This is a genomic window from Kitasatospora sp. NBC_01266 (genome assembly GCF_036242395.1).
GTDB lineage: Bacteria > Actinomycetota > Actinomycetes > Streptomycetales > Streptomycetaceae > Kitasatospora.
Genome location: NZ_CP108458.1, coordinates 6,211,605 through 6,238,578 on the forward strand (window position 1 = coordinate 6,211,605; position 26,974 = coordinate 6,238,578).

At 73.7% G+C, this 26,974-nt stretch carries 27 protein-coding genes; 18 read left to right on the top strand and 9 right to left on the bottom strand.

All coding sequences use genetic code 11. From position 1 onward, the window contains the following. Positions 1-5: 5 nt before the first annotated feature. The 6 genes from OG403_RS26940 (at position 6) to OG403_RS26965 (ending at position 6,917) form a co-directional block, all read left to right on the top strand. On the top strand, positions 6-1,343 hold the full coding sequence (locus tag OG403_RS26940; RefSeq protein ID WP_329568710.1) for an O-antigen ligase family protein: 1,338 nt from the start codon (positions 6-8) through the stop codon (positions 1,341-1,343). Then, positions 1,340-3,067 carry a lipid II flippase MurJ gene (locus tag OG403_RS26945; protein WP_329568712.1) on the top strand — a complete coding sequence of 576 codons (1,728 nt, stop codon included), beginning with the start codon at positions 1,340-1,342 and terminating at the stop codon, positions 3,065-3,067. The genes OG403_RS26940 and OG403_RS26945 overlap by 4 nt, the downstream gene beginning before the upstream one ends. A gap of 73 nt (positions 3,068-3,140) precedes the next feature. After that, positions 3,141-3,848, top strand: a complete 708-nt coding sequence (locus OG403_RS26950; protein ID WP_329568714.1) for a polysaccharide deacetylase family protein — start codon at positions 3,141-3,143, stop codon at positions 3,846-3,848. After that, positions 3,845-4,969, top strand: a complete 1,125-nt coding sequence (locus OG403_RS26955; protein WP_329568716.1) for a glycosyltransferase — start codon at positions 3,845-3,847, stop codon at positions 4,967-4,969. The genes OG403_RS26950 and OG403_RS26955 overlap by 4 nt, the downstream gene beginning before the upstream one ends. Before the next feature lie 2 nt (positions 4,970-4,971). Beyond that, positions 4,972-5,685, top strand: coding sequence for a Wzz/FepE/Etk N-terminal domain-containing protein (locus OG403_RS26960; RefSeq protein ID WP_329568718.1), 714 nt, complete (start codon positions 4,972-4,974; stop codon positions 5,683-5,685). Beyond that, complete coding sequence (locus OG403_RS26965) at positions 5,682-6,917, top strand: GNAT family N-acetyltransferase (RefSeq protein ID WP_329568720.1); 1,236 nt, start codon at positions 5,682-5,684, stop codon at positions 6,915-6,917. The genes OG403_RS26960 and OG403_RS26965 overlap by 4 nt, the downstream gene beginning before the upstream one ends. Here OG403_RS26965 and OG403_RS26970 read toward each other — a convergent pair. Further along, entirely contained in the window at positions 6,883-8,304 is a 1,422-nt protein-coding gene (locus OG403_RS26970) for a glycoside hydrolase family 26 protein (RefSeq protein WP_442910995.1), read from the bottom strand. The genes OG403_RS26965 and OG403_RS26970 overlap by 35 nt on opposite strands. 374 nt (positions 8,305-8,678) lie before the next feature. Between OG403_RS26970 and OG403_RS26975 the strand changes: the two genes are divergently transcribed. From OG403_RS26975 to OG403_RS27015, 9 genes are all read left to right on the top strand, one after another. Beyond that, the gene (locus OG403_RS26975; RefSeq protein WP_329568722.1) at positions 8,679-9,617 is read left to right on the top strand and encodes a hypothetical protein; all 939 of its coding nucleotides are present in this window, start codon (positions 8,679-8,681) and stop codon (positions 9,615-9,617) included. Positions 9,618-9,883: 266 nt separating this feature from the next. After that, positions 9,884-11,482 carry an ABC-F family ATP-binding cassette domain-containing protein gene (locus OG403_RS26980; protein ID WP_329568724.1) on the top strand — a complete coding sequence of 533 codons (1,599 nt, stop codon included), beginning with the start codon at positions 9,884-9,886 and terminating at the stop codon, positions 11,480-11,482. A gap of 418 nt (positions 11,483-11,900) precedes the next feature. Continuing rightward, positions 11,901-12,134 (top strand): helix-turn-helix domain-containing protein, encoded by a 234-nt coding sequence (locus OG403_RS26985; RefSeq protein ID WP_035843861.1) that lies wholly within the window; start codon positions 11,901-11,903, stop codon positions 12,132-12,134. Between the two features lie 263 nt (positions 12,135-12,397). Next, positions 12,398-13,210, top strand: a complete 813-nt coding sequence (locus OG403_RS26990; protein ID WP_329568730.1) for an enoyl-CoA hydratase/isomerase family protein — start codon at positions 12,398-12,400, stop codon at positions 13,208-13,210. Positions 13,211-13,386: 176 nt separating this feature from the next. Continuing rightward, complete coding sequence (locus OG403_RS26995) at positions 13,387-13,881, top strand: Asp23/Gls24 family envelope stress response protein (RefSeq protein ID WP_329568732.1); 495 nt, start codon at positions 13,387-13,389, stop codon at positions 13,879-13,881. An 86-nt stretch (positions 13,882-13,967) separates the two neighbouring features. Then, positions 13,968-14,159 carry a hypothetical protein gene (locus OG403_RS27000; protein ID WP_329568734.1) on the top strand — a complete coding sequence of 64 codons (192 nt, stop codon included), beginning with the start codon at positions 13,968-13,970 and terminating at the stop codon, positions 14,157-14,159. 29 nt (positions 14,160-14,188) lie between these two features. Continuing rightward, entirely contained in the window at positions 14,189-14,563 is a 375-nt protein-coding gene (locus tag OG403_RS27005) for a hypothetical protein (RefSeq protein ID WP_329568736.1), read from the top strand. Beyond that, positions 14,556-15,119: a DUF6286 domain-containing protein gene (locus OG403_RS27010; RefSeq protein ID WP_329568738.1), complete on the top strand. Its 564-nt coding sequence runs from the start codon at positions 14,556-14,558 to the stop codon at positions 15,117-15,119. The genes OG403_RS27005 and OG403_RS27010 overlap by 8 nt, the downstream gene beginning before the upstream one ends. Positions 15,120-15,211: 92 nt before the next feature. Next, complete coding sequence (locus tag OG403_RS27015) at positions 15,212-15,859, top strand: alkaline shock response membrane anchor protein AmaP (RefSeq protein WP_329568740.1); 648 nt, start codon at positions 15,212-15,214, stop codon at positions 15,857-15,859. Between the two features lie 21 nt (positions 15,860-15,880). Here the strand turns inward: OG403_RS27015 and OG403_RS27020 are convergent, their stop codons facing one another. Together OG403_RS27020 and OG403_RS27025 are read right to left on the bottom strand one after the other, a co-directional pair. Next, positions 15,881-16,642, bottom strand: coding sequence for an SDR family oxidoreductase (locus OG403_RS27020; protein WP_329568742.1), 762 nt, complete (start codon positions 16,640-16,642; stop codon positions 15,881-15,883). A 34-nt stretch (positions 16,643-16,676) separates the two neighbouring features. After that, on the bottom strand, positions 16,677-17,669 hold the full coding sequence (locus tag OG403_RS27025) for a DEDDh family exonuclease (protein WP_329568744.1): 993 nt from the start codon (positions 17,667-17,669) through the stop codon (positions 16,677-16,679). A gap of 165 nt (positions 17,670-17,834) precedes the next feature. Here OG403_RS27025 and OG403_RS27030 point away from each other — a divergent pair, with 165 nt between their 5' ends. After that, a complete protein-coding gene (locus tag OG403_RS27030) occupies positions 17,835-18,878 on the top strand; it encodes a zinc-dependent alcohol dehydrogenase family protein (RefSeq protein WP_329568746.1) in 1,044 nt (347 codons plus the stop codon). A 139-nt stretch (positions 18,879-19,017) separates the two neighbouring features. Continuing rightward, positions 19,018-20,007, top strand: coding sequence for a GTP 3',8-cyclase MoaA (gene moaA, locus OG403_RS27035; RefSeq protein WP_329572590.1), 990 nt, complete (start codon positions 19,018-19,020; stop codon positions 20,005-20,007). 7 nt (positions 20,008-20,014) lie between these two features. Here moaA and OG403_RS27040 read toward each other — a convergent pair whose 3' ends face one another. The 6 genes from OG403_RS27040 to OG403_RS27065 all read right to left on the bottom strand — a co-directional run bounded on the left by OG403_RS27040 (position 20,015) and on the right by OG403_RS27065 (position 25,929). Beyond that, the gene (locus OG403_RS27040; protein WP_329568748.1) at positions 20,015-20,284 is read right to left on the bottom strand and encodes a hypothetical protein; all 270 of its coding nucleotides are present in this window, start codon (positions 20,282-20,284) and stop codon (positions 20,015-20,017) included. A 320-nt stretch (positions 20,285-20,604) separates the two neighbouring features. After that, positions 20,605-20,982, bottom strand: a complete 378-nt coding sequence (locus tag OG403_RS27045; RefSeq protein ID WP_329568750.1) for a DUF3099 domain-containing protein — start codon at positions 20,980-20,982, stop codon at positions 20,605-20,607. 103 nt (positions 20,983-21,085) lie between these two features. Continuing rightward, the gene (locus OG403_RS27050) at positions 21,086-21,640 is read right to left on the bottom strand and encodes an RNA 2'-phosphotransferase (protein ID WP_329568752.1); all 555 of its coding nucleotides are present in this window, start codon (positions 21,638-21,640) and stop codon (positions 21,086-21,088) included. Between the two features lie 12 nt (positions 21,641-21,652). Continuing rightward, positions 21,653-23,077 carry a metallopeptidase TldD-related protein gene (locus OG403_RS27055; RefSeq protein WP_329568754.1) on the bottom strand — a complete coding sequence of 475 codons (1,425 nt, stop codon included), beginning with the start codon at positions 23,075-23,077 and terminating at the stop codon, positions 21,653-21,655. After that, on the bottom strand, positions 23,077-24,624 hold the full coding sequence (locus OG403_RS27060) for a TldD/PmbA family protein (protein WP_329568757.1): 1,548 nt from the start codon (positions 24,622-24,624) through the stop codon (positions 23,077-23,079). Before OG403_RS27060 ends, OG403_RS27055 begins: the two co-directional genes overlap by 1 nt. Positions 24,625-24,777: 153 nt before the next feature. Next, positions 24,778-25,929, bottom strand: a complete 1,152-nt coding sequence (locus tag OG403_RS27065) for an MBL fold metallo-hydrolase (RefSeq protein WP_329568759.1) — start codon at positions 25,927-25,929, stop codon at positions 24,778-24,780. A gap of 324 nt (positions 25,930-26,253) precedes the next feature. Between OG403_RS27065 and fabG the strand changes: the two genes are divergently transcribed. After that, a complete protein-coding gene (gene fabG, locus OG403_RS27070) occupies positions 26,254-26,973 on the top strand; it encodes a 3-oxoacyl-[acyl-carrier-protein] reductase (RefSeq protein WP_329568761.1) in 720 nt (239 codons plus the stop codon). The last annotated feature ends 1 nt before the right edge of the window (position 26,974 follow it).

The following is a 26,974-nucleotide window of genomic DNA, read 5'->3' on the forward strand; positions in this document are numbered from 1 at the left end:
CCACCGTGGCCCTGACCCTGCCGAGCGGACCCGCGTTACGCCTGGATCGGCCCTGGCCCGAGCTGCTGCGCGCCCTGGTCACCGCGCCGCTGCGCCGCCCTAGCCTGCTGGCCGCCGCGACCGTCCTGCTGGTCTGCGTGCCGACCGGCGAGGAGAACGTGACGGCGGCCGTCCACATCACCCCCGCCGACCTCGCCTCGCTGGCCCTGGTCGCGCTGCTCGCCCTCGACCTGCTGCGCGGCCGCGAGCTGGGCCTGAGCAGGCCGGCCTGCCTGGTCTTCGCCGGGGTGGTCTGCGCCGCTGCCGCCGCCACCGTGACCTCGATCGACCCGTCCGCCAGCCTGACCGGCTTCGTCCGGCTGGTGCAGATCTTCGTCCTGGTGCCGGCCGCCGTGCTGGCCGCGCTGCGCGACCGCACCGATCTGCACCTGGTGCTCGGCGCCTTCGTGCTGGCCGCGCTGATCGAGGGCGGGGTCGGGGCGGAGCAGTACCTCACCAAGACCGGCGCCTCCTACACCGGGGAGCCGATCCGGGCGGTCGGCACCTTCGGCGCGCTCGACATCATGGCGATGTCCGGGGTGGTCAGCTTCGGCCTGCTGGCGGCCCTGGCCCTCGGACTGACGATGCGTCAGGGCAGCTTGGCACGGCGCTGTCTGCTCGCCTCGACGGCCTTCCTGGTGTTCCCGCTCGCGGTCTCGTTCAGCCGGGGCAGCTGGATCGCCACGGCGGTCGCGGTCACCGTGCTGCTGCTCAAGGCCGATGCCCGGCTCGCGCTGCGCTGGGCGGTGCTGGGCCTGGCGGCGGCGATCGTGGCGGTCGGCGGGCTCGGCGTGGGCGGCGGCGGGGTGACCGAGCGGCTGGACAGCATCGGCACGGTCTCCGGCGGCAACGAGGACCACTCGGTCAGCGACCGCTACGACCTGTGGGCCACCGCCCGCTCGATCTGGGCCGACCACCCGGTCACCGGCGCCGGCCCGAAGAGCTTCCCGCAGCTGCGCGACTCGCACGCCCCGCTGCGGCTCTCCTCCGGCAGCGACGCGGCCGACTCCACCATCGGCTTCGAGCGCGAACCGCTGCTCTCGCCGCACAACATGTACTTCCTGGTGCTCTGCGAGCAGGGCCTGGTCGGCATCATCGCCTACGGCGGGCTCTTCCTCGCCCTGCTGCTCGGCTGCCTGCGCCGCCGGGGCGGCGCCGGCCCGGCGGCGCTCGGCCTGCTCTGCTGGGTGCTGGTCGACTTCCTCTATGCCGACATCGGCGGCACCACCACCGTGCTGACCTCGGTGATCCTGGGCGTGGCGGCCTGGTGGGCGCTGCCGGCCGAGCGAGAGCAGCAGGTATGACACTCAGTCAGGAAGTGCGCCCCGCGCCGCCGGTGGCACCGGCGCCGGTGGAGCGCGGCCCGTCCTTCGTCGCCAAGGCCTTCGGCATCACCGCGCTGCTCAGCGCGGCCGGCTCGGCGCTCGGACTGCTGCGCGATCTGCTGCTGGCCCGCTACTTCGGGGCGGACGAGGGCACGGACGCCTTCCTGGTCTCCTGGACCGTGCCCGAGACGGCCGCGCCGCTGCTGATCGAGGACGCGATGGCGTTCCTGATGGTCCCGGCCTTCAGTCTGGCCCTGGTGCTGCGCGAGGAGCGGCCCGACGGGCCGGACCCGGTAAGGCAGTTGACCGTCGACACGCTGCCCTGGCTGCTCGCCGGGCTGTGCGCGCTCTCCGGGGCCACCATGCTCTGGGCGCCCGAGGTGGTGCACACGCTGGCCCCCGGCCTGGCCGACCCGGCGCTCGCGATCACCTGCACCCGGATCACCGCCGTGACCATCCTGCCGTTCGGCGTGGCCGGCTACCTGGGCGCCGCACTGCGCGCGCACCACCGGTTCACCGCCCCGGCGGCCATCTACGTGGCCTACAACCTGGGCATCCTCGCCGTGCTGACCACCTGCCACCTGCTGCTCGGCGTGCGGGCGGCGGCGCTCGGGGTGGCCTTCGGCAGCCTGCTGCTGGCCGGGGTGCTGGTCGGTCCGTTCGTCCGCGCCCTGCGCCGCGGCCCCGGCGGCCGGGGGCGGGCCGCCGCCGGCGGACGCGGACTGCTGCTCAACCCGCTCGCGCTGCTGCCGGTGGCCGCCTTCACGCTGACCCGGCAGTCCCAGGTCTTCATCGAGCGCTACCTCGGCTCGACCCTGCCGGCCGGGACCATCTCGCACCTCAACTACGCGGCCAAGGTCTCCCAGTTGGCGATGACCACCGCGATCCTGATCTGCACGGTCACCTTCCCGCTGGTCGCCCGGGCGCTGGCGGCCGGCGACCTGCCGGCCGCCCGGGACCGGGTGGAGAAGGACCTCGGCCAGGCGGCGGCGGTGGTGCTGGCCGGCACCGCCTTCCTGATCGCCTGCGCGCCCGCCGTGGTCTCGCTGCTCTTCCAGCGCGGCGCCTTCGGCGCGGCCGACGCCGCCGCCACCGCACAGGTGATCCAGGTCTACAGCTTCGGGCTGCTCGCCCAGGCGCTGATCGGGGTCATGGTGCGGCCGTTCTTCTCGATGCGGCCGGCCGTCCGCCGGGCCGACGACCGGCGCACGGCCACGGCCGCGGGGCGGTGGCTGCTCGACTGGTACCCGGTCGCCGCGATGACGGTCGGGCTGCTGGTCACCACCCTGGTCGGGCTGCTGACGATCCATCACTTCGGCGAACTGGGGCTGGCGGCCGGCAACGCGGCGGGCATCACCACCACCGCCGTGCTGCTGCTGCGCGGACTCGCGCTGCGCGGCATCGCGCTGCGGATGCCGCAAGTGCTTGGCGGCCAGGCCAGGTTGCTGCTGGCCGCGGCGGGCGCGGCGCTGACCGGCGGCTGCGTGGCCCGCGCGGTGCACCCGGCGGCGCTGTCGCTGATCGCGGGGGGCGCGAGCGTGCTCGCGGTCTACCTGGCGCTCGGCACGCTGCTCGGCGCCCGTGAGCTGAGCGGCCCGGTCCGCCGGTCGGCGGCCGCACTCCGGGGGACGAGCACGCCGATCAGCGGTTCGGCGGTGGGGGATGACCCGTTGGAGGAAGGAACCTTGCCCGATGGTCGTTGAACTCACTCGCCGTCCCCATCCGCCTCGGCAGGCGACCGCTCCCGGCCGCCGGTCCGGTCGGCCGTGGATCCTGATGTACCACTCGGTGGCCGAGGAGGAGGAGGATCCGTACCTGCTCACGGTCAGCCCCGACCGGTTCGCCGCCCAGATGCGCTGGCTGGCCGCCCGGGGCTGGCGCGGCGTCAGCATGCGCGAACTGCTGGCCGCGCGGGCCGCCGGCCGGCGGGACCGGCTGGTCGGCCTGACCTTCGACGACGGCTACGCCGACTTCGCCCGCCACGTGGTCCCGGTGCTGCGCGGCTACGGGTTCACCGCGACCGCCTACGTGGTGGCCGACCGCCTGGGTGGCGACAACTTCTGGGACGTCAAGGGCCCGCGCAAGGCGCTGCTCACCGTCGAGCAGGTGCGCGAACTCGCCGACACCGGATGGGAGATCGGCTCGCACGGGATGAGCCACCTGGCGCTGCCGGGGCTGCCCGCCGAGCTGCTGGCCGCCGAGGTCCGGAACAGCCGGCAGGCGCTGGCCGAGCTGCTCGGCGGTCCGGTCGACGGCTTCTGCTACCCGTACGGGGCGGTGGACGAGCGCGCCACCCGGGCCGTCCGGGAGGCCGGCTACGACTACGCGGTGGCGATCGGCCACAGCGCGCTGGCCGGCCGCTTCGCGCTGCCCCGCTGCTACGTCGGCGACCGTGACGGCGCCTGGCGGTTGCGCGCCAAACGCGGCCGGCACGGCCTGCGGGACCTGGTCACCGAGCTGCGGCGCCGGGGGACGGCGCGATGAGGGTGCTGCACGTGATCACCGGCCTGGCCGCGGGCGGCGCCGAACAGCAGCTGCTGCTGACGATCCGTCACCTGCCGTCGTCCGTCGACTGCGAGGTGGCGACCCTGACCAACCCGGGCAGCGTGGCGGCGGCGCTGCGCGCGGACGGCGTCACGGTGCACGACCTGGCGATGCGCGGCAACCGGGACCTGGCGGTACTGCCCCGGCTGGTGCGGCTGATCCGGCGCGGGCGCTACGACGTGGTGCACACCCATCTCTACCGGGCCGGCCTCTACGGGCGGTTGGCGGCCCGGCTGGCCGGGGTGCGCGCGGTGCTGGCCACCGAGCACTCGCTGCACGCCGGGACGATCGAGGGACGCCCGGTCGGCGCCGGCGTCAAGTCCCTCTACCTGGCGGCCGAACGGCTGGGGGTCACCACGGTGGCGGTCTCCGGCCGGGTGGCCGGGACGCTGGCCGCCTGGGGTGTGCCGGGGCAGCGGGTGGCGGTGCTGCCGAACGGCATCGAGGCGGCCGGGTTCGCCGTGCCCTGGGAGCAACGCGTCGAGATCCGGCGGAAGTTGGGGCTCTCGGCGGAGGCCTTCGTGGTCGGCGCGGTGGGCCGCCTGGTACCCGGGAAGCGGTTCGACGTGCTGGTCTCGGCGCTGACCGTGCTGCCGGGCGCGGTGCTGCTGCTGGTGGGCGAGGGGCCCGAGCGGGCGGCGCTGACCGAGCTGGCCCGCACCCTCGGGATCGGCTCGCGGGTCCTGCTGATCGGCGAACGGACCGACGTGCCGGAGCTGTTGAGCGCGATGGACGTGCTGGCCGCACCCTCCGTCGAGGAGACCTTCGGCCTGGCGGTGCTGGAAGGCCTGGCAGCGGGACTGCCGGTGCTGCACAGCGGCTGCCCGGCGCTGGAGGAGCTGCCCGCCGAAGCCGCCCCCGGCGCCCGCAAGCTGCCCTCCACGGTGGCCGCCTACCAGGAGGCGCTGCTGGCCCTCGGCCCGGCACCGCTCGCCGTCCCGCTGCCCAGGCCACCCGCCGTGGCGCACTACGACATTGTCCGAACAGCCGGCCAACTGGGCGAGCTGTACGAGCGGTTGGGACGGGCCGCGGGGCCGGTCCCGGCCGGGATGGAGTCCTGAGAATGAACGGCACGGAACGAGGAACCGACCGAGGCGGCAACCCGGGTACCGATCGCGCGCCCGGCCTGCGCACGCTGGCCCGCCGCTGGTGGCCGCTGGCCGCCGCCGTCCCGCTGGGCGCGATCGCCGGGGCCGGCTACGCGCTGGTCGCACCGGCGGTCTACACGGCCAACTCCTATGTGGTGGTGGTCCCGGACAGCACCGCCGAGGCCGGGCTCGCGGTCAACTTCGCCCAGGCGTACGGCCGGCTGGCGGCCCAGCCCCAGGTCCTGGAGCTGGCCGCCCCCGACGCGGGCCGCAGCAGCGCCGAACTCGCCGGCCTGGTCGCCGGGACCACCTCGCCGGACGCCCCGGTGATCGAGATCGCCGGAAACGGCGGACGCCCGGGTGACGCGGTGAAGGCGGCCGACGCGGTGGCCAAGGCCCTGATCTCGTTCGCGAACACCAGCAGCAAGGAGACCGGGGTGAAGCTGGTCCCGCTGGCCGCCGCCGCGGAGCCGGACAAGCCGACCACCCCGAGCCGCCGACTCGACGTCGCGGTCGGTGGCGCGGCGGGCGTGCTGGTGGGGGCGCTGGCGATGATGCCGCGCCGCAGGACGGGCGGGGCGGCATCATCGTCAGCGCCCGTCGCGACCGTGCCCGCGCCGGCGTCCGCCACGGACGGCACCGGCGCGGGTGCCGTGCAGCAGGCCGAGCCCGCCGGGAGTGCCAAGTGACGTCGCCGCAACCGATCCGGGAACCGACCTCATCCCCGGAGCCCCCGGAGTCCCCGGAGCCTTCGGCAGCCGGGCCGGCCGGCCCCCCGGCGCCGCGGACCCCGGCCGAGCCGGGCGAGGCGCGCTCGCCCGCCCCGCGCTGGACCACCGAGCTGCACCGCGCGGACGACACCCTGACCCGTGTCGCCGGGGAGTGGGACGCGCTCGCCGCCCGCTGCCGCACCGCCACCCCGTTCCAGGCCGCCGCCTGGCAGGCGTCCTGGTGGCGTGCCTACGGCCACCCCGGTCGGCTGCGCGTGCTGCTGGTCCGCCGGGACGGCGAGCTGGTGGCCGCCGCCGCGTTCGCCGCCGGCCGCACCGGCAGCCTCACCGCGCTCGGCGGTCGGCTGATCGACTTCACCGACGTCCTGCTGGACGACTCCTGTGCCGCCCAGGCCGCCGCCGAGCTGGCCCGCGCGCTGCCGCTGCGCCGCCCCTGGCAGGCCCTGGAGCTGCGGGAGGTGCGGCCCGGCTCGGCGGCGCACCAGGTCTACGCGCACTGGGACGGGCGGCGCCACCAGCTGCTCGACTCGGTCTGCCAGCACCTGCCCGCCGTCCCGATGGACCAGCTGCTCGGCCGGCTGCCGGGCCGCACCGCGCAGCGCAGCCGGGCCAAGCAGCGCAAGCTGCTGGAGGCCGGGGTGGTGGCCCGGCGGGTGCCGGTCGACCAGGTCGGGGCCGCGATGGGCGACCTGCTGCGGCTGCACGCCCTGCAGTGGGAGAGCCGCACGGTCACCGCCGAGCACGTCAGCGAACGCTTCGCGGCCCACCTGTGCGAGTCCACCGCGGGGCTCGCCCGGCTCGGGCAGGCGGTGGTCTACCGCTACTACCTGGACGACGAGCTGATGGCGGTCGACCTGCTGCTGCTCTGCCCCTCCTTCGCCGGTCTCTATCTCTACGGCGCGCACCCGGGGCTGCGGGAGCGGATCGACATCGCGGGCCTGCTCTTCGGCACCTCGCTGGAGGAGGCGGTCCGCGCGGGCATCCCGGAGCTGAGCCTGATGCGCGGCGAGGAGCCGTACAAGGAGCGCTGGCGCCCGGAGCGCGAACGCAACCACCGCCTGCTGCTCGGGCCCGCCCACCTCGCCGGCGCGCTGAGCCTGCGGCTGGCCCTGGTCCGGGCCCGCGCGGCGGCCGTCCCGCACCTGCGCGGACCGGTCACCCGGCTGCGCGCGCTGCTCGGCCGCCGCTGACCGAGGCCGAGGCCGAAGCGGACGCCGACGCCGACGTTGAGGCCGACGCCGACCCGCTCGCGGACGGCGCCGGGGACACCGACGGTGACGGGGCCGCCGAAGCGGAGTCGGAGTCGGCGGCCGACGGGGAAGGGAGGGCCGCCGCCTCGGACGCGGTCCCCGGGGCGCTCGCCGGGTCGCTCGCCTGATCGGTCGCCGACGGAGCCATCCTCAGCCCCTGGCAGAAGTGCGGCAGCAGCGGCGGGCGCAGGCCTGGCAGGTTGCCGAACAGCCCCGGCGGCAGCTGGAAGCACGGCGCCTCGGTCGGGGCCGGCGTCGGAGTGGGCGTCGCCGCGCTCTGGGATCCGCTCATCAGCTGCCGGTAGACGGAACTCGAGCGCGGGTTGCTGCGGCACTCCCAGAAGCCGTGCGGACAGTAGTCGGTGACGGTCTGGTACAGCGTGTCGTGGGTGCGCATCCACTCGACCATCCGGCGCACGAACTCCGGGTTGTCCCCGTTCCGGAACAGCCCCCACTCCGGGTACGAGACCGGCTTGCCGCGCTTGGCGGCGAACTCCACCTGATCCTCGAGGCCGTAGGGCTCGTGCACGTACTGGTCGAAGGTCGCGCCGGCCGGCTGGTCGTAGCTGTCGGTGCCGATCACGTCCACCACGTCGTCACCGGGGTAGCACTTGGTCCAGGCGATCGCGTCCCGCCCCCGGTTGGGGGTGAAGTCGAACCGGAACCGCTGCCCGGGCACCGAGCGCATCACGTCGACGATCCGCCGCCAGTACGCCTTCCACGCGGTCGGGTCGGGCTTGCAGCGGCTGGTGTAGGTGATGCCGTTCATCTCCCAGCCGAGCACGATCACCGTGTCGCCGCCGCCGAGCGCCACCAGCTTCCGGGCGAGCTTGTGGAAGTGCTGGTCGTAGGCGCCCTGTGCGCCCTGGTCGAGCAGTTGGGCGACCTGGTCGTCGGGCAGGTCGCCCTCGTTGGGGACCAGCATCGGCACGTTGAGCACCAGGGTCCGGCCGTGCTGGGCGAGCCGCCACTGCGACCAGAAGGCCAGCATCTTGGTGTCGCCCTCGATGTCGCTCCAGCTGTTTCCGGCCAGATAGGTGTGGCCGACCTGGAGGTTGGCGCCGTTCAGCCAGGCGGAGAACCTGGCGATCTGCGGAATGTACTCGTCCCAGGAGCCGACGAAGGCGCCGAACGGCACTTCGTGGTCGGCCCGCCGGGTGTTCGGCCTGGGTGCGGCGGCGCGCGGTCGCATCGCGGACGCGTCAGCACCGTCGACGGCGGCGGGGCCGCGGTCGGCCGTGCTCAGCGGGGTGCCGCCGGAGGTGAGTCCGGCCGTGGTGAGCAGCAGCAGCGCGGCGGCGGCCAGCGCCGGACGGCCGATTCGCATGGTCTCTCCTCCAGCACGGAACTGGTCCAGCGGGACGCCGGACTCGGATGCGTGTCGCACGCATCCGCCTACCGACAGTAAGCTGATCTGCCGTCAGAAAAGCCGAATGTCACCCCAAAGTGGACACTTATCGCGAGCCTGGCCGATCTCGACTGGCTCCGGTTGCCGTCCTGACCGATTGTCAGCCGGTTCTGCCGCGTCGATGGCCCCCGCCGCCCGGCCCGCCTCGGCCCACCGCGACCGGCCGCGACCCGCGGTGACCTGCGCCGGGCCCACCCGAATGACCCCCGCCGAGTGTCCGGTAATCCGCCCGCGGACCCGTCGGGCGGCACCACCATGCTGACGGCCGAGCGCCCACCAGGTACCCTCCCGAGGTGTCCTGGAAGCCGTTTCGTACTCTGACCCCCCGGTCGGCCCTGCCCGCCATGGCCGTGCTGCTGGTGCTCGGCGTCGGCGCCGCCGCGCACGCCAACCGCCCGGTTCCGTTCGGCGACCAGGTCTCGGCGCCCGGCAACGCCCAGGCCAGCCCGGTGGGCGCGCAGTCCGCCGCTCCGGCCGTCCCGGACTTCCGGGTGGGCCCGGGGCTGGAGGCGTACGACCCGTCCAGCGGCGCGCTGCTCTGGTCCTACCGCCGCGACGGTGCCACCGCCCTGCACGTCACGCTGCTGGACCAGAGCGCCGTGGTGGTCTGGGACGACGGCATGGTCACCTCGGTGGAGATCGACGACCACCAGGTCCGCTGGCACCGCTCGGTGCCGGGCCTGTCCGACTGGCTGCAGGGCAACGGCGAGCCCGGCGCCGACCAGCGCACCGAGGCCCAGCGCAAGCAGCTCGAACTGCAGCGCGCCGCCGCGGCGGTGCAGGTCGCCAGCGAGCCCGAGCCCTGGGTCCAGGTGCTCACCCCGAGCCTGACCATGGGCTTCCGCGACCGTGACGGAGATCTCAGGTTCAACGCCCAGCCGCAGAGCGGCTGCGTCTACGACCCGCTGCGCGCGGTGGACACCGACATCGCGGTGCTGGTCCCGCGCGCCTGCACCGGCACCACCGGCTCGGGTCACCCGCTGCCCGGCTCGATCACCGGCTTCCGGCTGGACGGCCACGGCTACGTGCTCAACGCCGGCCCGAAGGTGAAGATCACCAGGCTGGACGCCAAGCGGGTGCTGATCGACGACGGACCGCTGGTCGGCAGCCGGGTCTTCGACACCGAGCAGGGCGCCTCGGCGATCCCGTGCGACAGCCCCGAGGCACCGTTCGCCGCGGTCCAGCCGCAGGACGGCTGCCCGGTGGCGGTGCCGGCCCCCGCCGACCACTGACGGGTCGGGCCCATCGGCCCTGACCGGTCGGGCGCCCGCGGATATTTCGCCGAGCATGCTCGGGGCGCCCGGTAGACTGGCGCCCATGGCTGTTCTCCTCGGGCATTAGCGGCGGCAGCCGGTGAGGCTCCCGGCCCGCGCCAGCATGTGCGGTCGGCTGCCGCGCCGGACCGTCCAGCACGCCCTGACCCCCGCCGCACCCCCGTGCCCGGCCGCGCCGCGCTCCGCGCGCCACGGGCCGCCCAGCTTCAGGAGTACTTCCAGCCATGATTTCCGCCAACGCCCTCGAACTGCGCGCCGGCGCCCGGGTTCTGATCGAGTCCGCCAGCTTCCGGGTCGCCCCCGGTGACCGGATCGGCCTGGTCGGCCGCAACGGTGCCGGCAAGACCACGCTGACCAAGGTGCTGGCCGGTGAGGGCATCCCGGCCGGTGGCACCGTCACCCGCTCCGGCGAGGTCGGCTACCTGCCGCAGGACCCGCGCACCGGCGACTTGGACGTGCTCGCCCGCGACCGGATCCTCTCCGCCCGCGGCCTCGACAGCGTGCTGAAGAAGATGCGCGAGAACGAGGAGCGGATGGCCAACGGCAAGGGCGCCACCCGCGACAACGCGATGAAGAAGTACGCCCGCCTGGAGACCGAGTTCCTCACCAAGGGCGGTTACGCTGCCGAGGCCGAGGCCGCCACCATCGCCGCCGCGCTCGGTCTGCCCGACCGGATCCTCGGCCAGGAGCTGCACACCCTCTCCGGTGGTCAGCGCCGCCGGGTCGAGCTGGCCCGGATCCTCTTCTCGGACTCCGACATCCTGCTGCTCGACGAGCCGACCAACCACCTGGACGCCGACTCGATCGCCTGGCTGCGCGACTTCCTGAAGACCTACAAGGGCGGCTTCATCGTCATCTCGCACGATGTCGAGCTGGTCGAGACGGTCGTCAACAAGGTCTTCTACCTGGACGCCAACCGCTCCGCCATCGACATCTACAACATGGGCTGGCGGCAGTACCAGCAGCAGCGCGAGGACGACGAGAAGCGCCGCAAGCGCGAGCGGGCGAACGCCGAGAAGAAGGCCGCGACCCTCAACGCGCAGGCCGACAAGATGCGCGCCAAGGCCACCAAGACGGTCGCCGCGCAGAACATGGCCCGCCGCGCCGAGAAGCTGCTCTCCGGTCTGGAGCAGGTCCGGATGTCGGACAAGGTCGCCAAGCTGCGCTTCCCGGACCCGGCCCCGTGCGGCAAGACCCCGCTGACGGCCAGCGACCTCTCCAAGTCCTACGGCTCGTTGGAGATCTTCGCGGGCGTGGACCTGGCGATCGACCGCGGCTCGCGGGTCGTGGTGCTCGGCCTCAACGGCGCGGGCAAGACCACCCTGCTGCGGATGCTCGCGGGCGTGGAGAAGCCGGACACCGGCGAGGTGATCCCCGGCCACGGCCTGAAGATCGGCTACTACGCCCAGGAGCACGAGACGCTCGACCCCGAGCGCACCGTGCTGGAGAACATGCGCTCCGCCGCACCGGACACCGATCTGGTGCAGATCCGCAAGATCCTGGGTTCGTTCCTCTTCTCCGGCGACGATGTCGACAAGCCGGCCGGGGTGCTCTCCGGCGGGGAGAAGACCCGGCTCGCGCTGGCCTCCCTGGTGGTCTCCAGCGCCAACGTGCTGCTGCTCGACGAGCCCACCAACAACCTCGACCCGGCCAGCCGCGAGGAGATCCTGGGCGCGCTGCACTCCTTCAGCGGCGCGGTGGTGCTGGTCACCCACGATGAGGGCGCGGTCGAGGCGCTGCAGCCGGAGCGGATCATCCTGCTGCCGGACGGCGTCGAGGACCTGTGGAGCCCGGCCTACCACGACCTGGTCTCGCTGGCCTGAGCCGGCTTGCCGCGCTGATTCGGCTCACGGCCCTGATCCGGGCTGATCGGGCCCCTTTCTTCCGCAGCCCGCGATCGGTTCGCCGATCGCGGGCTGTGCGGTTTGAGTAGACGCGCGCTGATGCATCCGGCCGATGCCATCTCATCAAGCGGACCCAAACGGGAATGTCGGCAGGAGAGATTCCGTTTTATCCGGATCCGCTCGCGGCATCGCTCCGCCAACCCTGCTGATCAGCTCTTTCGCCCACCAGGCCGGATTTCGCCGGGGGCGCGCACACCCAGGGTGAGCGCCCTGACGCGATCAGATCACTCCGGGGCGCCGTCCTTTTCGCTGGACAGACCTTGTCGAATGGGTGGCCAGGACGCTGGGGATGGGTGATCATGGGAATCTGACCGAGCACAGCTACGAGGAGGCACGGGTGGCCGAGACTCTGAAAAAGGGCAGCCGGGTGACTGGTGCCGCGCGTGAGAAGCTCGCGGCCGAACTGAAGAAGAAGTACGACTCCGGGGCGAGCATTCGTGCGCTGGCCGAGGAGACCGGCCGCTCGTACGGCTTCGTGCACCGGATGCTGAGCGAGTCCGGAGTGAACCTTCGGGGTCGCGGTGGCGCCACGCGTGGAAAGGCCAAGGCTGCTGCGGCAGCCGGTTCCTGACAGGTCATCAGATCGGGGTGTTGATCCGCCCCGTGGATCGGCCGGTGACCGGGCGACACCGGGTTCCGACAGTCCGTCAGCACGTCCCGACGTATCGGCGACCGCGACAAGTACTCGTCCGGCCGCCGATCGTCATGTCCGGACGCAGGACGAACGCCCCTTGAGCACCGGGCGGTACCCAAGGCCCGGACAATAAGTTACTCTCCGGTAGACCTAGTGGGCAGTGCGCTGGAGCCTTGCCCCGATCCTCGCCGGAGGTGCCCATGACCGCGCCCGTCCCCACCCCTGCCGACTCGACCGCGTGGCAGGAGGCCGGCGTCCGACTCGACGTCGAGGGCGAGTTCGCGACGGTCACGCTCTGCCACCCCAAGCGCCGCAACGCGCAGACGCCCGCGATGTGGCGCGCGCTGGCCGCCATCGGCCGCGAGCTGCCCGCGACGGTCCGGGTGGTGGTCCTGCGGGCCGAGGGCGTCTCCTTCTCGGCCGGGCTGGACCGGGCCATGTTCACCCCTGAGGGGATCCCCGGGGAGCCGAACTTCCTGGCGCTGGCCGCCGGTTCGGACCAGGAGCTGGACGCGCAGATCGCCGGCTTCCAGGAGGCGTTCAGCTGGTGGCGGCGTCCGGACCTGGTCAGCATCGCGTTGGTGCAGGGCCACGCGGTCGGCGCCGGGTTCCAGCTGGCGCTCTCCTGCGACCTGCGGATCTGCGCCGAGGACGTCCAGTTCTCGATGCGCGAGACCTCGCTCGGCCTGGTCCCCGACCTGACCGGCACCAAGCCGCTGACCGACCTGGTCGGCTACGCCCGCGCGCTGGAGATCTGCGCCACCGGCCGCTGGGTGCACGCGGCGGAGGCGGCCGCGACCGGGCTGGCCAACCTGGTGGTGCCGAGCGCCGAGCAGTTGGAGGAGGCGGGCCGCGACCTGGCCGCCGCACTGCTCGCCGCGCCGCGCGCCGCGGTGATCGAGACCAAGGCGCTGCTGCTCGGCGCCGGTGGCCGTTCCTACGAGGAGCAGCGGGCCGCCGAGCGGGCCGCGCAGGCACGCCGGCTGCGGGACCTGGCGGGCATCGGGGACTGACACCGCGTCGGCAGCACGGTACTGGGCGGGGCCCGGCTCTCGGAGGGGGAGAGCCGGACCCCGCCCTTTTCCATGCCCTGTTCGCAGGGGGACTCCAGGGGCGAGTTCCGTGGCGGAATGTCACAGTTAGGGCAGATTGCGGTATAGCTGGAGACGTCCTTCAGGAGGCACCCCCCATGCCCGAGACCCCCAAGCCGTCCGACCTGACCAAGCCCGGCCTGCCGCATGGTGCCCCGCACGGCGCCGCGCACGGCGGTTCGCCCGCCGAGGAGCGCGGGCGCACCGTGCTGGCCGACGGCGTGGTGGAGAAGATCGCCGGGATGGCGGCCCGCGAGGTCCCCGGCATCTACGCGCTCGGTTCCGGACTGGCCAGGACCTTCGGCGCGATGCGCGACCGGGTGCCCGGCGGCCGGGCCAGCGTCTCGCGCGGGATCAAGGCCGAGGTGGGGGAGCGGCAGACCGCGATCGACATCGCGCTGGTGGTCGAGTACGGGGTGGTGATCCCGGAGCTGGCGGCGGCGGTGCGGCGCAACATCATCGTCTCGGTCGAGCGGATGACCGGCCTGGAGGTGGTCGAGGTGAACATCGCGGTCAACGACGTGCACCTGCCGGACGAACTGGACGAGGACGAGGAGCCGCCGCCCTCGGACCGGCGCACCCGGGTCCAGTAGTCCCCGCCCGGTCGACACCGTAGTTCGCATCGCATCGCAGCCCGCATCGCACTCCGCCTGGAGCTACTCGGCTTGGGAGCCCAACGATGAATCTCGCCCTGATCGGCACGGTGGTCGGCATGGCCCTGGGCTTCGCCGGCTACTTCGGCGGATTCGCGGCCTTCCTGCTGGTCGCCGCGCTCGGCGCGGTCGGCTTCGTGGTCGGCCGGATCCTGGAGGGCGATATCGACCTGGGGGACCTCGGCGACCTGCTGCGCGGCCGCGACCGGCGCCGGTGACGGGCGCCGGCGCGGCCCGAGGGTTCGCGATGGAGCCCGGCTGGGGGCGTGACACCGGGCGCGGCACCCCGCCCGCGCAGCGCGGGCAGTTGCGGATCGCCGATCGGGTGCTGAGTCGGATCGCCGAGCTGGCGGCGCGCGACGCGCTGGGCCCCGACCGGGTCGGCGATCCGCCCCGGGTGACGGTGGCCGTCGCCGAAGGGGTCGCGCGGGTGCGGGTCGGGGTGGAGCTGCCGTTCCCGGCCGACCTCGGCCGGTGGGCGGCGGCGGTGCGGGCGGAGGTGGCCGAGCGGGTTGGCACGCTGACCGGGATCCCGACGCGCGAGGTGGTCGTGGTGGTGGAGCGGCTGCACCCGGTGGGGAGCAGCGGCCGGTCCTCGTCGGATGGAGCCGCCGATGGCTGAGGCCGGACCGGCGGGCGCCGGCGGACCCGGCTTCCGGGTGCCGCGCTCGCCGCGGACCCGGGCGGCGGCGCTGGTCGCGATCGCGCTGCTGGCCGGGGCGGGGCTGCTGCTCTATGACGCCGCCTCGCGCTGGGCCGGGCACCGGACCGGTAGTTGGCGCCGCTGGCTGGCCGGTCAGCTCGACTCGCGGCAGCTGGACTCCGGCTGGGTGCTGCTCGGGGCGGTGCTGGTGGGGCTGCTCGGGTGCTGGTTGTGCTGGCTGGCCTTCGCCTCGGGCGGCCGGCGCTGGCTGGTGCTCCGGCAGGCCCCGGGAGTGGTGATTGACCGGCTCGGGGTGGCCGCGCTGCTGGAGACCCGGGCGCTGGAGCTGCCGATGGTGGCGTCCGCCCGGGTGCGAGTGCGGCGGCGGCGGGTGCGGGTGACCATCCACGGCAGCGCGGATCTGGAGCGGGCCGAGGTGGTGCTGCGGCACGAGCTGTCCCGGCTGGGACTGCTGCCGGAACCGGCGCTGCGGCTGCGCGGGCGGCCGGCGAAGCACCGGCCTGCGATGCACTGACCGGCGGGGCACCGACCGACCGATGAACCAGCGACCGATGAACCACCGACCGACGAACTACTGGACCGAGGCTGAGAGGACGTGGTGCAGCGGTGAGTCGAGCCACCGTCAACCGGCTGCTGCTCGGGGTGATCGGGGTGCTGCTGGTGCTGGGCGCGCTGCTGGTGCTGGCCGGCGGGCTCAGCCTGTACCGGCATCTGGGCGTCACACCGCCGAGCTGGTGGCCACTGACCCGGCCCGGCCGGCCCGTGCTGAGCACTGCTGAGCGCACCCGGTGGCGGGATCGGGGCTGGTGGTGGCCGGCGGTCGTCGCCGGGCTGGTGGCGCTGGCGCTGCTCGCGCTCTGGTGGCTGCTCGCCCAGCTGCGCCGGCCGACCCCGGCGGAGCTGGAGCTGCCCACGGCCGGCGTGCCGGGCCTGCGGTTGCGGCTGCGCGCGGAGGCGCTGGCCGAGGCCGTGCAGGGTGCCTCGCTGGAGCTGGCCCAGGTCACGGCGGCCCGGGTGGCGCCGGTCGGCCGGGGTCGGCGGCTGCGGCTGCGGGTGATCCTGCTGCTGGAGCCGGGTGCGGGGGTGCCGGCCGTGGTCGACGCCTTCCGGGCCGGCCCGGCCGCGCACGCGGCGGCGGCCCTGGGTCGTACCGGCGAGCTGCCGCTGGACCTGCGGATCCAGGTTGCCCCGACACCCGCGCCGCCGCACCCCCGGAAGCGCCGCCGTGGCCGCCGCGAGGCCCGGGTCAGCTGACCCGGGCCTCGCGATGCGCGGTCAGAAGGTGTGCAGCGCGCCGCCGTCGACCGGGATCATCAGGCCGGTGAGGTAGGAGGCGGCCGGTGAGAGGGCGAAGGCGGCGACCCTGCCGAACTCCTCGGGGGTGCCGTAGCGCCCCAGCGGGATCCCGGCACTGGCGGCCTTCCGGGCGGCGTCGGGGTCAGCGGCGAGCGCGTCGAGTTCGCGGACCCGGTCGGTGTCGATCCGGGCGGGCAGCAGGCCCAGCACCCGGATGCCGCGCGGGCCGAGTTCGCCGGCCAGGGCCTTGGCGGCCATCGCGAGGCCGGGCCGCAGGCCGTTGGAGACGCCCAGGTTGGGGAGCGGCTCGCGCACCGAGCTGGAGAGCACGAAGGCGATCGCCCCGCCCTCGCCGAGCGCTGCGGCCGCCGCGCGGGCCAGCCGCAGCGCGCCGAGGAAGACCGTCTCGAAGGAGTCGCGCCAGGTCTGGTCGGCCGTGTCGAGCACCGAGCCGGCGGGCGGGCCGCCGACGCTGATCAGGATGCCGTCCAGCCGGCCGAAGCGCGCCAGCGCGGTGGCGACGATCCGTTCGGCGGCCGCGGGGTCGGCATTGTCGCTGACCAGGCCGGCGGCGGTGGGCTCACCGCCGAGGGAGTCGACGGCGGCGTCCAGGGCCTGCTGCTGACGGCCGGTCAGCAGCACCTTGGCGCCGTCGGCGGCCAGCTCACGGGCGGCGGCGAAGCCGAGTCCGCGGCTGGCACCGGTGACCACGTACACCTTGTCGTGCAATCCGAGATCCATGGGGCCATCCTGCCGCAGCGGCGGGCGGGGCGGCTCAGCTGCCCGGGTGCGCTGCCACATCGGCGAGCAGCTGCAGGAACGCGTCCTCGCCCATCGTCGGGGTGCCCAGTTCGCGGGCCTTGCGGGCCTTGCCGCTCCAGCTGCCCGGCTCGTTGGTGACCAGCAGGCTGGTGAGCCGGCTCACCGAGGTCGCGATGTGCAGGCCGGCCGCGATCGCGCGGTCCTCCAGCAGCTCGCGGTCGGTGGCGGTGTCGCCGGTGATCGCCACCCGCATGCCCTGGATCAGCGGGCCGTCCTGCTGCCAGCGCCCGGGGTTCGGGTACGGGCAGGCCGGGCGCTTGCGGGCGGGCCGGTAAGAGGTGGCGCCCCAGGAGCCGCGAGCCGGCGAGGCACTCGCGGTCTGGCTGTCCTCGCCGAGGTCGGTGACGGCCACGCAGGTGGTCAGCGGGAGCGGCACGCCGCCGCTGCGGGCCAGGTGCAGGCTGGGGCGGAACGCCTCGGCGAGCACCCGGGCGTCGTCCAGCGCGTTGTGCGCGTGGCGCTGCTGGACGCCGAAGTAGTCGGCCAGGGTGGAGAGCTTGCCGTTGGCCAGCGGCAGGCCCAGGTCGCGGGAGAGGACCATGGTGCAGAGCCGCTGCTGCACCGGTGCGCGCAGCCCGGCCCGGGAGAACTCACGGGAGATCATGTTCCAGTCGAAGAGCGCGTTGTGGGCCACCATCACCCGGTCGCGCAGCCACTCGGACAGCTCCTCGGCGATCTGCGGGAAGGTCGGCGCGTCGGCCAGCATCGCGTTGGTCAGGCCGTGGATCCAGACGGGGCCCGGATCGCGCTCGGGGTTGACCAGGGTGTACCAGTGGTCGACCACCTCGCCCTCGGCGTCGAGCCGGTAGACGCCTGCCGAGATCACCCGGTCGGTGCGGCCCAGGCCCGTGGTCTCCACGTCGACCACCGCGTAGCCCGCGGGGCCTTCGGATGCACCGGTGCGCTGCGTGGGGATCGGGCTAGCCGTGGGCTGGAGCGCATGCATGGTGCACCAGCTTAAGGGGCGGCGCCCTCGACGGATGACGGAACTCCTCGGCACGCCGGGCGATGCGGCGTGGATCACGTTGGCGGGGGACTGCGGAATAGAGTGGCAGGTGGGGCGGGTCGTACTGCTGGACGAATTTCATTCAGGTACCCGAAGGGCATCACCATGCGCGCCACCGTGATTCACGGCCCCAATGACATCCGCATCGAAGAGGTCCCCGACCCGGTGATCCAGCAGCCGACCGATGCCGTGGTGCGGGTGGTGAACGCCTGCATCTGCGGCAGCGACCTGTGGGCCTACCGGGGCGTGGCGGACCGGGTGGCCGGCCAGCGGATCGGACACGAGTTCCTCGGCATCGTCGAGGAGGTGGGCGCGGCGGTCGACGGCTTCCGGGTTGGCGACTTCGTGGTGGCCCCGTTCGTCTGGTCGGACGGCACCTGCGACTACTGCCGGGACGGCCTGCAGACCTCCTGCCCGCACGGCGGCTTCTGGGGCAGCGTCGGCTCGGACGGCGGGCAGGGCGAGGCGGTCCGGGTGCCGTTCGCCGACGGCACGCTGGTCAAGCTGCCCAAGGAGGCGGCCACCGACGAGGCGCTGCTGCCCAGCCTGCTCGCGCTCTCCGACGTGATGGCCACCGGGCACCACGCGGCCGTCGCCGCCCGGGTCCGGCCCGGCTCGACGGTCGCCGTGGTCGGTGACGGCGCGGTCGGGCTCTGCGGGGTGCTGGCCGCCCACCGGCTGGGCGCCGGCCGGATCATCGCGCTGGGGCGGCACGAGGCGCGCACCGAGATCGCCCGGAAGTTCGGTGCCACCGACGTGGTGCCCGCACGCGGCGAGGCGGCGATCGAGGCGGTGCGTGAGCTGACCGGCGGTCAGGGCGCACACGCGGTGCTGGAGGCGGTGGGCACCGAGGAGTCGATGCGCACCGCGATCTCGATCGCCCGGGACGGCGGCGCGGTCGGCTACGTCGGCGTGCCGCACGGCGGCAGCGCGGGCGTGGACATCGGCCAGATGTTCGGCCGCAACGTGCAGCTCGGCGGCGGCGTGGCGCCGGCTCGCGCGTACATCCCGGAGCTGCTGGCCGATGTGCTGGCCGGCGACATCAACCCGGGGCTGGTCTTCGACCGCACGGTGGGCCTGGACGGCGTGCCGGACGGCTACCAGGCGATGAACGACCGCACCGCGCTCAAGGTGCGGATCGCCTTCTAGAACAAGCCTCAGGCCTGTCCGGCGAGCACGAACCCCACCAGGACATGATCTTGGTGGGGTTCGTGGCCAAGCTAAGCTGGCGCTCGGTCCGCCTGTGCTGGGTCGGGCGCCGGTTCGCGACAGGAAAGAGGTGGGCACCGTGCTGCTGGACGGCTTCGGCCGACAGGCCGTCGATCTGCGGGTCTCGCTCACCGACCGGTGCAATCTGCGCTGCACCTACTGCATGCCCGAGCAGGGCCTGCAGTGGCTGGCCAAGCCCGAACTGCTGACCGACGAGGAGATCGTGCGCCTGGTCGCCCTGGCGGTGCGCGACCTGGGCGTGCGCGAGGTGCGGTTCACCGGCGGCGAGCCGCTGCTGCGCCCGGGCCTGGTGTCGATCGTCGCGGCCTGCGCCGAGCTGGCACCGCGCCCCGAGCTCTCGCTCACCACCAACGGTGTGGGGCTGGCGCGCACCGCGCGGGCGCTGCGCGAGGCGGGTCTGGACCGGGTCAACGTGTCGCTGGACACCTTGGACGAGCAGACCTTCCACACCCTGACCCGCCGCCGGCGCCACCAGGACGTGCTCGACGGGCTGGCCGCCGCCGAGCGGGCGGGGCTGACCCCGGTGAAGCTCAACGCGGTGCTGATGCGCGGCGTCAACGACCACGAGGCGCCCGAGCTGCTCGCCTGGTGCCTGGAGCGCGGCTACCAGCTGCGGTTCATCGAGCAGATGCCGTTGGACGCCCAGCACGGCTGGGACCGTTCGCGGATGATCACCGCCGAGGAGATCCTGGAGCTGCTCGCGGCCCGCTTCACCCTCACGCCCGAGCCCGCCGCCGTGCGCGGGGCGGCTCCCGCCGAGCGCTGGCTGGTGGACGGCGGTCCCGCGACGGTCGGGGTGATCGCCTCGGTCACCCGGCCGTTCTGCCGCGCCTGCGACCGCACCCGGCTGACCGCCGACGGCCAGGTCCGCAACTGCCTCTTCGCGACCGGCGAGACCGATCTGCGCACCGCCCTGCGCTCCGGTGCCTCGGATGCCGAGCTGGGCGCGCTGTGGCGGGTGGCGATGTGGGGCAAGAAGGCGGGCGCGGGGATAGACGGTCCGCAGTTCAACCAGCCCGACCGCCCGATGTCCGCGATCGGCGGCTGACGGACCCTCAGGCGCCGTCCGACTCCTGCTGCCGCGTCCAGTCGGCCAGTGTCACCGTCTCGCGCAGGAAGCCGCGCACGCTCAGGAACTGGCTCAGCTGCTCGCGGTGCTCGGTGCAGGCCAGCCAGGTCTTGCGGCGGTCCGGGGTGTGCAGCTTCGGGTTGTTCCAGACCAGCACCCAGTCGGCGGCCGCCTTGCAGCCCTTGGCCGAGCACTTGGGGGGGCCGGCGGGGCCCTGCGGGGTGTTGCCTGCCGCGCCGAAGAAGTCGATGCTCATGATCGACAGTTTCTCACCCGGGGCGGTTTCTTCCGGCGGCTGGCGGAGCAGGATCCGTACCGGGGGCCCGACCTGATGCGGACATGGCGACGCCGGGCAGCCACGGGGGGAGCCGCCCGGCGTCGGTCCGTCGCTCCGACGGGGGATGCGGAGCGCGTACGCAGTATGTCACGGACAGATGGCCTCTTGGCTAGAGCTTCCAAGATTTATTTGAGCTTCTCCTGAGGTTTAGGGGTGGCATAGGGTGCGAAAAGCGGGCAATCCGGTCACAGCTGATCGGGAACCTCAGCTGTCGCCCGGACTTGCCCGTGTACGGAGAGTCAGATTTTTTCCGATGCTTCCGGCGTCTCCGGCGTCCCGGGGGTCGCCCCGCCCCGGCCGCCGCCGCCCGTGCCGCCGGGGCCGAGCATCAGCGGGGTGTCGGCCGGCACGTCGAAGGAGCTCGGCAGACCCGGGGCCTTCTCCCGGCCGGCGTTGGCGATGATCACCGCGAAGTACGGCAGCAGCACGCCGCCGGCCAGCGCGCCGATGGCGACATAGCGCTGGACGTGCCACAGCGCCACCGCCAAGAGCACGCAGGCCGTGCGGATCAGCATCGAGACCACGTAGCGGCGCTGCCGCCCGCGAACGTCCTCGGAGAGGCCGGTCCGGGCTCCGGTGATGCGGAAGACCCGACCGTCGTCCGACTTCCTGCCCATCTGCATCGCCGCCTTAGCTCCCACCCGTGCGACACCGATTCCGCCCGGTTTGCTCCACCGTACGCTCCCCCGGTCGCCACCTGGAGAGTGGGGGAGCGACGTGTCAGGCGGCGGTGTGCCGGGTGAGGTAGCCGGGCGGCACGGTGTCGGTGAGCCAGACGCCGTTGTCGCTGACCCGGAACGCGTGGCCGGTCGCGGCCAGAGCCGCCGCGTCCACCCGCAGTACCACCGGGCGGCCGTGCCGGGCGCCGACCTTGAGCGCCGTCGCGACCTCGGCCGACAAGTGCACGTCCTGGCGGCTCATCGGGCGCAGGCCTTCGGCGAGGATGGCCGGCAGGGTGCGCTCGGCGGTGCCGTGGAAGAGCGCGGCGGGTGGCTCGGCGGCGGCCAGGCCGAGGTCGACCGCCACCGTGTGGCCCTGGCTGGCCCGGATCCGCTCGCCGTCCGCCGAGTAGGCGAAGCGCTGCTTGTCGTTGGTCGCCACCACCTGGTCCAGCTCCGCGCGGCTGAGCGAACTCCCTTGCTCGGCGAAGGCGTTGAGCAGGGCGCCGACCGGGACCCAGCCGGCCTCGTCGAGGGTCAGGCCGAAGGCGCCCGGGTCGTGCCGCAGTATGCGGGAGAGGCGTTTGGAGGTCTTGACCATGCGTTTTTCGTCCAATGAGGTTCCTTCCTAGGATGCTTGGCTGACCGAGCTCATGTTGAAGTCCGCGACCCGCACCGGCGGCATCGCGGCGCGGCTGAACCAGTCGCTCCACTCGCGCGGCAGGCAGCGCTCGGTGCGGCCGGCCTCGGTGATCCGGCCGAGCAGGTCGACCGGCGACTCGTTGAAGCGGAAGTTGTTGACCTCGCCGACCACCTGGCCGTCCTCGACCAGGTAGACGCCGTCCCGGGTGAGGCCGGTGAGCAGCAGGGTGGCCGGGTCCACCTCGCGGATGTACCAGAGGCAGGTGAGCAGCAGCCCGCGCTCGGTGCGGGCGACCATCTCGGCCAGGCTCGGCGCCGCGCTCTGGTCGGCCAGCTCCAGCACCAGGTTGTCGCCGGCCGGGCGGACCGGCAGCCCGGTGAGGGCGGCGCTGTGCCGGGTGGTCTGCAGTTCGGCCAGCTCGCCGTTCCTGATCCACTCGGTGGCCCCCACCGGCAGGCCGTTGTCGAAGACCGAGTGCTCGTCGGTGGAGGAGCGGGCCAGCACGAACGGCGCGCTCTGCAGGCCCGGGGCGGCCGGATCCGAACGGAGCGTCAGCGGCAGCCGCGCCAGCCGTTCGCCCAGCCGGGTGCCGCCGCCGGGCCGGCTGAAGACGGTGCGGCCCTCGACGGCGTCCCGGGCGTTCATCGACCAGCTCAGCGAGATCATCAGGTCGGCCAGCGCGCTGGGCGGCAGCAGCGTCTCGTAGCGGCCGGCCGGCAGGTCGATCCGGCGCTTGCCCCAGCCGAGCCGCTCGTCGAGGGCGGACTGCAGCCCGGCCACGTCCACGTCGGCGAAGTCGCGGGTGGCGGCGCCGGTCCAGGCCGAGGCGGCGCCCGCCTTGGCGTTCAACTCCACGGTGCCGGTGGGCTGGTCGTGGCGCAGCCGCAGGCCGGTGGAGCTGCCGAGGTAGCTGCTGGTCAGCTCGTGCCGGGCGAAGCCGTAGAGCGCCTGGCCCGCTGCCCGGGCCCGGGCGAAGGCGGTGCCGAGCTGCGGGGCGAAGTCGGTGAAGACGTCGATCGAGGTCTCGGCGGGCGGCTCGGTGAAGCCGGTGGCGGCGGCGGGCGCCGCCTCGGGGCCGAGCAGCGGCCCGGCGTCCTCGGCCGGGCCGGCCGCGCGGGCGGCGGCCTCGGCGGCCCGCACCAGGTCCGCCAGGTCGGCGGTGGTGACCGCCTCGCGGGCCAGCACGCCGCAGGCGGTGCCCTCGGCGCCGTGCACGGTGGAGATCACCGTCAGCCGGCGGCCCCGGGTGACGCCGTTGGTGGTCAGGGCGCTGCCCGGCCTGCCGTCGGCGGCGGCCCAGCGCAGGTTGGCGGTGGTCTCCTCGTCGACCAGGACCACGCAGCCGTCGGCCCGGGAGAGCTCCAGGGCCCGCTCGACCAGCTCGTGCGGGGAGTTCTGCTGACCGGCCATCAGTGCGCCGCCTCCTGCTGCGTGTTGAGGATCCTGACCTGCTCGAAGAGGGCGGACGGGCAGCCGTGGCTGACCGCCGCGACCTGGCCCGGCTGGGCCTTGCCGCAGTTGAAGGCGCCGGCCAGCAGGTAGGTCTGCGGGCCGCCCACCGCCGTCATCGACCCCCAGAACTCGGTGGTGCTGGCCTGGTAGGCGAAGTCCTTGACCTGGCCCGCCAGTTGGCCGTTCTTGATGGCGTAGGCGCGCTGCGCGGTGAACTGGAAGTTGTACCGCTGCATGTCGATCGACCAGGACCGGTCGCCGACCAGGTAGAGGCCGTTCTCGACGCCCGCCCAGAGCCCGGCCGTGTCCGGCCCGTCGGCGGCGGGCCGCAGCGAGACGTTGGCCATCCGCTGCACCGGGACGTGCCCGGGGGAGTCCGCGAAGGCGCACCCGTTGGACCGGCCGAGGTCCTTCGACTTCGCCATCCGGCGGTCGAGTTGGTAGCCGGTCAGGACGCCGTCGCGGATCAGGTCCCAGGACTGGGTGGCCACCCCCTCGTCGTCGTAGCCGATGGTGGCCAGGCCGTGTTCGGCGGTGCGGTCGCCGGTGACCTGCAGCAGCGGCGAGCCGTAGCGCAGCGTGCCGAGCTGGTCGAAGGTGGCGAACGAGGTGCCGGCGTAGGCGGCTTCGTAGCCGAGCGCGCGGTCCAGCTCGGTGGCGTGCCCGATCGACTCGTGGATGGTGAGCCAGAGATTGGTGGGGTCGATCACCAGGTCGTACAGGCCCGGCTGGACGCTGGGCGCCTTGACCTTCTCGGCCAGGTACTCGGGGAGCCGCGCCAGCTCGGCGGCCCAGTCCCACCCGGTGCCGTTCAGGTACTCCCAGCCGCGCCCGGCCGGCGGGGCCAGGGTGCGCATCGACTCGAAGGTGCCGGTGCGGTCGTCCACCGCGACGGCCTCCAGCGAGGGGTGCAGGCGGATCCGCTGCTGGGTGGTCATGGTGCCGGCGGTGTCGGCGTAGAACTTGTTCTCCTGCACGGTCAGCAGGTCGGCGTCCACGTGCGAGACGCCGTCGGCGGCCAGCAGGCGGCTGCTCCAGTCGGCCAGCAGGCCGGTCTTCTCCGCGTCCGGCACGTCGAAGGGGTTGATCTCGTAGGCGGAGATCCAGGTGGCGTCCTGGTGCACCGGCTCGTCGGCCAGCTCCACCCGGTCACCGCCGCCGGCCGCCCGGCTGATCCGGGCGGAGAGCCTGGCCACCGCCACGGCCTGCTCGGCCACCTGGGCGGCGGCCTGCTCGGTCAGGTCCACGCCGGCCGCGAAGCCCCAGGCGCCGTCCAGTAGCACCCGCACCGCGAAGCCCAGCTGGAGGGTGTCGGAGCTGCCCGCCGGTTTGGCGTCGCGCAGCCGCCAGGACGCGCTGCGCACCCGCTCCAGGCGGAAGTCGGCGTGCTCGACGCCGAGTTGGCGGGCCCGGTCGAGCGCCGCCGCGGCCAGCCGGCGCAGCGGCAGGGCGAGGAAGAGCGGGTCGATGTGACGGCCGGCTGGGCTGCTGGCGGTCGGCGGCATCGGACTCCCTGGTGGTGACAGGCCGGCGGGCGGCGAGCGGTGCGGGGCCGCCCGGTTCACGAGGGGTCCCGCACCGCATCATGGCCTGTCAACGCCCCTGGGGCCAGGAGATTACGGCTCGCCGGGCTGACTGTCCGTCAGATCCGGTCGGAGTCAGGCCAGATCGGCCCACCAGGGATCCAGCTCCGGCGGGTCGGACACCTCCACCCGCTCGCCCGGGCGCGGCACCGCGACCGGCACGCCCTGCGCCTTGGCCTCGGAGAGCAGCCGTTCGACCGGCTCGGACCACGGGTGCAGGCCCAGGTTGAAGGTGCACCAGTGCACCGGGATCAGCAGCCCGCCGTCCAGCTCCCGGTGGGCCAGCACCGCGTCCTCCGGGCTCAGGTGGATGTCCGCCCAGTACCGGTCGTAGGCGCCGATCTGCACCAGCGCGGCGTCGAACGGGCCGTGCGCGGCGCCGATCGCCGCGTAGCCCTCGAAGTAGCCCGAGTCGCCGGTGTAGAAGACCTTGCGGCTCTGCCCGGCGATCACCCAGGAGCCCCAGAGCGTGGTGTTGCGGGTCAGCGCGCGGCCGGAGAAGTGGTGCGCGGCGGTCAGGGTGACGGTCAGCTCGCCGAGCGTGCAGGTCTCGTCCCAGTCGAGTTCGATGATCCGGTGCTCCGGCACGCCCCAGCGGCGCAGGTGGCCGCCGATGCCCAGCGGCACCGCGAAGGGCGCGGACTGGCTGCGCAGCAGGCGCTTGACGGTGGGCATGTCCAGGTGGTCGTAGTGATCGTGCGAGATCAGCACCACGTCCACCGCGGGCAGCTCCTCCAGCTCCACCGGCACCGGGTGCAGCCGCTTGGGGCCGACGTGCGCGGAGGGCGAGCAGCGCTCGCTCCAGATCGGGTCCAGCAGCACCCGGGCGCCCTCGATCTCCACCAGCGCGGAGGCGTGCCCGTACCAGGTGATCGCCACGCCCTCGGCGGCCGGGCGGTCGGCGGGGGCCGGCTCGCGGACCAGCGGGACCGGGCGGCGCGGGGCGCCCCCGCCGCGCTCGGTCAGGAAGCGCCGCAGCACGGCCGGGTCGGTCGGGGCGAAGCGCTGCGGGGTGCGGGCCACCGTGGAGGGCGCGTTGTGGAAGGTGCCGCCCTCGTACTGGGGGGAGTTGCGGATCCGGTCACCCGGCTCGGCGTCGGGGGCGCGCCCGAAGGCGGCGGGGACCTCGCGCAAGGCCCAGGCCGCGGCGCCGAGCCCGACGGCCGCGGTGGTCAGGGTGAGCAGTCGGCCCCGGCGCCTGCCGCCCTGGGGGTTTGCCTCGCTCATCGGGATGCCGCCCTTTACTGGTGTGTTCTCGGCAGTCGTCGGGGCACAGGCTACGACTCGACCCGCCCGCACCGACAGGGCAACGGGTGTCGGCCGTTCGGCGTTCCCGACAGTCGGGGCCGGTCCGGGTGCGGCGCGCATTGTCGGAATGCGACAGTTCCGGCCCGGATCACCTGTTGAGCCCTGATTCGTCGCGGTGCTGAACCAACCGATAGCGTCACACTGCGTACGTCGCCCGTGCGTCGCGCACCAACGAACGTCGCGCACCAACGAACGTCGCGCACCAACGAACGTCGCGCACCAACGAAAGGGAGAGGTGGATCGTTGAGCCGCTCGGTTCTCGTCACCGGAGGTAACCGGGGCATCGGCCTCGCCATCGCCCAGGCCTTCGCCGAGGCGGGCGACAAGGTCGCCATCACCAGCCGTTCCGGCGAGCTGCCCGAGCAGCTGGCCAAGCTCGGCGTCCTCGCGGTGCGCTGCGACATCAACGACGCCGCGCAGGTGGACGCCGCCTTCACCGAGGTGGAGGAGAAGAACGGCACCGTCGAGGTGCTGGTGGCCAACGCCGGCGTCACCAAGGACGTGCTGATGCTGCGGATGACCGAGGAGGACTTCACCTCGGTGATCGAGACCAACCTCACCGGCACCTTCCGTGTGGTCAAGCGCGCCTCGGCCAAGATGCTGCGGGCCCGCAGGGGCCGGATCGTGCTGGTCTCCTCGGTGGTGGGCCTGCTGGGCTCGCCGGGCCAGGCCAACTACGCGGCCTCCAAGGCCGGCCTGATCGGCTTCGCCCGCTCGCTGGCCCGCGAGTACGGCCCGCGCAGCATCACCGTCAACGTGGTCTCCCCGGGCTTCGTGGACACCGACATGACCGCGGTGCTCAGTGACGAGCGCCGCAAGGAGATCGTCTCGGGGGTGCCGCTGGGTCGGTACGCCGCACCCGCCGAGATCGCCTCCACCGTGCGGTTCCTCGCCTCCGACGAGGCCGCGTACATCACCGGAGCCGTCATTCCCGTGGACGGCGGATTGGGCATGGGTCACTGAG

Excerpts from the sequence above, each read along its gene's own strand:
- OG403_RS27055 (WP_329568754.1), bottom strand. The coding sequence starts at position 23,077 with ATGGCCGGTCAGCAGAACTCCCCGCACGAGCTGGTCGAGCGGGCCCTG.
- OG403_RS26990 (WP_329568730.1), top strand. The coding sequence starts at position 12,398 with ATGACCGCGCCCGTCCCCACCCCTGCCGACTCGACCGCGTGGCAGGAG.
- OG403_RS27060 (WP_329568757.1), bottom strand. The coding sequence starts at position 24,624 with ATGCCGCCGACCGCCAGCAGCCCAGCCGGCCGTCACATCGACCCGCTC.
- OG403_RS27030 (WP_329568746.1), top strand. The coding sequence starts at position 17,835 with ATGCGCGCCACCGTGATTCACGGCCCCAATGACATCCGCATCGAAGAG.
- OG403_RS26970 (WP_442910995.1), bottom strand. The coding sequence starts at position 8,304 with ATGCGAATCGGCCGTCCGGCGCTGGCCGCCGCCGCGCTGCTGCTGCTC.
- OG403_RS26950 (WP_329568714.1), top strand. The coding sequence starts at position 3,141 with ATGTACCACTCGGTGGCCGAGGAGGAGGAGGATCCGTACCTGCTCACG.
- OG403_RS27010 (WP_329568738.1), top strand. The coding sequence starts at position 14,556 with ATGGCTGAGGCCGGACCGGCGGGCGCCGGCGGACCCGGCTTCCGGGTG.
- OG403_RS27065 (WP_329568759.1), bottom strand. The coding sequence starts at position 25,929 with ATGAGCGAGGCAAACCCCCAGGGCGGCAGGCGCCGGGGCCGACTGCTC.
- OG403_RS26995 (WP_329568732.1), top strand. The coding sequence starts at position 13,387 with ATGCCCGAGACCCCCAAGCCGTCCGACCTGACCAAGCCCGGCCTGCCG.
- OG403_RS27040 (WP_329568748.1), bottom strand. The coding sequence starts at position 20,284 with ATGAGCATCGACTTCTTCGGCGCGGCAGGCAACACCCCGCAGGGCCCC.
- OG403_RS27020 (WP_329568742.1), bottom strand. The coding sequence starts at position 16,642 with ATGGATCTCGGATTGCACGACAAGGTGTACGTGGTCACCGGTGCCAGC.
- OG403_RS26945 (WP_329568712.1), top strand. The coding sequence starts at position 1,340 with ATGACACTCAGTCAGGAAGTGCGCCCCGCGCCGCCGGTGGCACCGGCG.
- OG403_RS26960 (WP_329568718.1), top strand. The coding sequence starts at position 4,972 with ATGAACGGCACGGAACGAGGAACCGACCGAGGCGGCAACCCGGGTACC.
- OG403_RS26955 (WP_329568716.1), top strand. The coding sequence starts at position 3,845 with ATGAGGGTGCTGCACGTGATCACCGGCCTGGCCGCGGGCGGCGCCGAA.
- OG403_RS26980 (WP_329568724.1), top strand. The coding sequence starts at position 9,884 with ATGATTTCCGCCAACGCCCTCGAACTGCGCGCCGGCGCCCGGGTTCTG.
- OG403_RS27025 (WP_329568744.1), bottom strand. The coding sequence starts at position 17,669 with ATGCATGCGCTCCAGCCCACGGCTAGCCCGATCCCCACGCAGCGCACC.
- OG403_RS27045 (WP_329568750.1), bottom strand. The coding sequence starts at position 20,982 with ATGGGCAGGAAGTCGGACGACGGTCGGGTCTTCCGCATCACCGGAGCC.
- OG403_RS27000 (WP_329568734.1), top strand. The coding sequence starts at position 13,968 with ATGAATCTCGCCCTGATCGGCACGGTGGTCGGCATGGCCCTGGGCTTC.
- OG403_RS27005 (WP_329568736.1), top strand. The coding sequence starts at position 14,189 with ATGGAGCCCGGCTGGGGGCGTGACACCGGGCGCGGCACCCCGCCCGCG.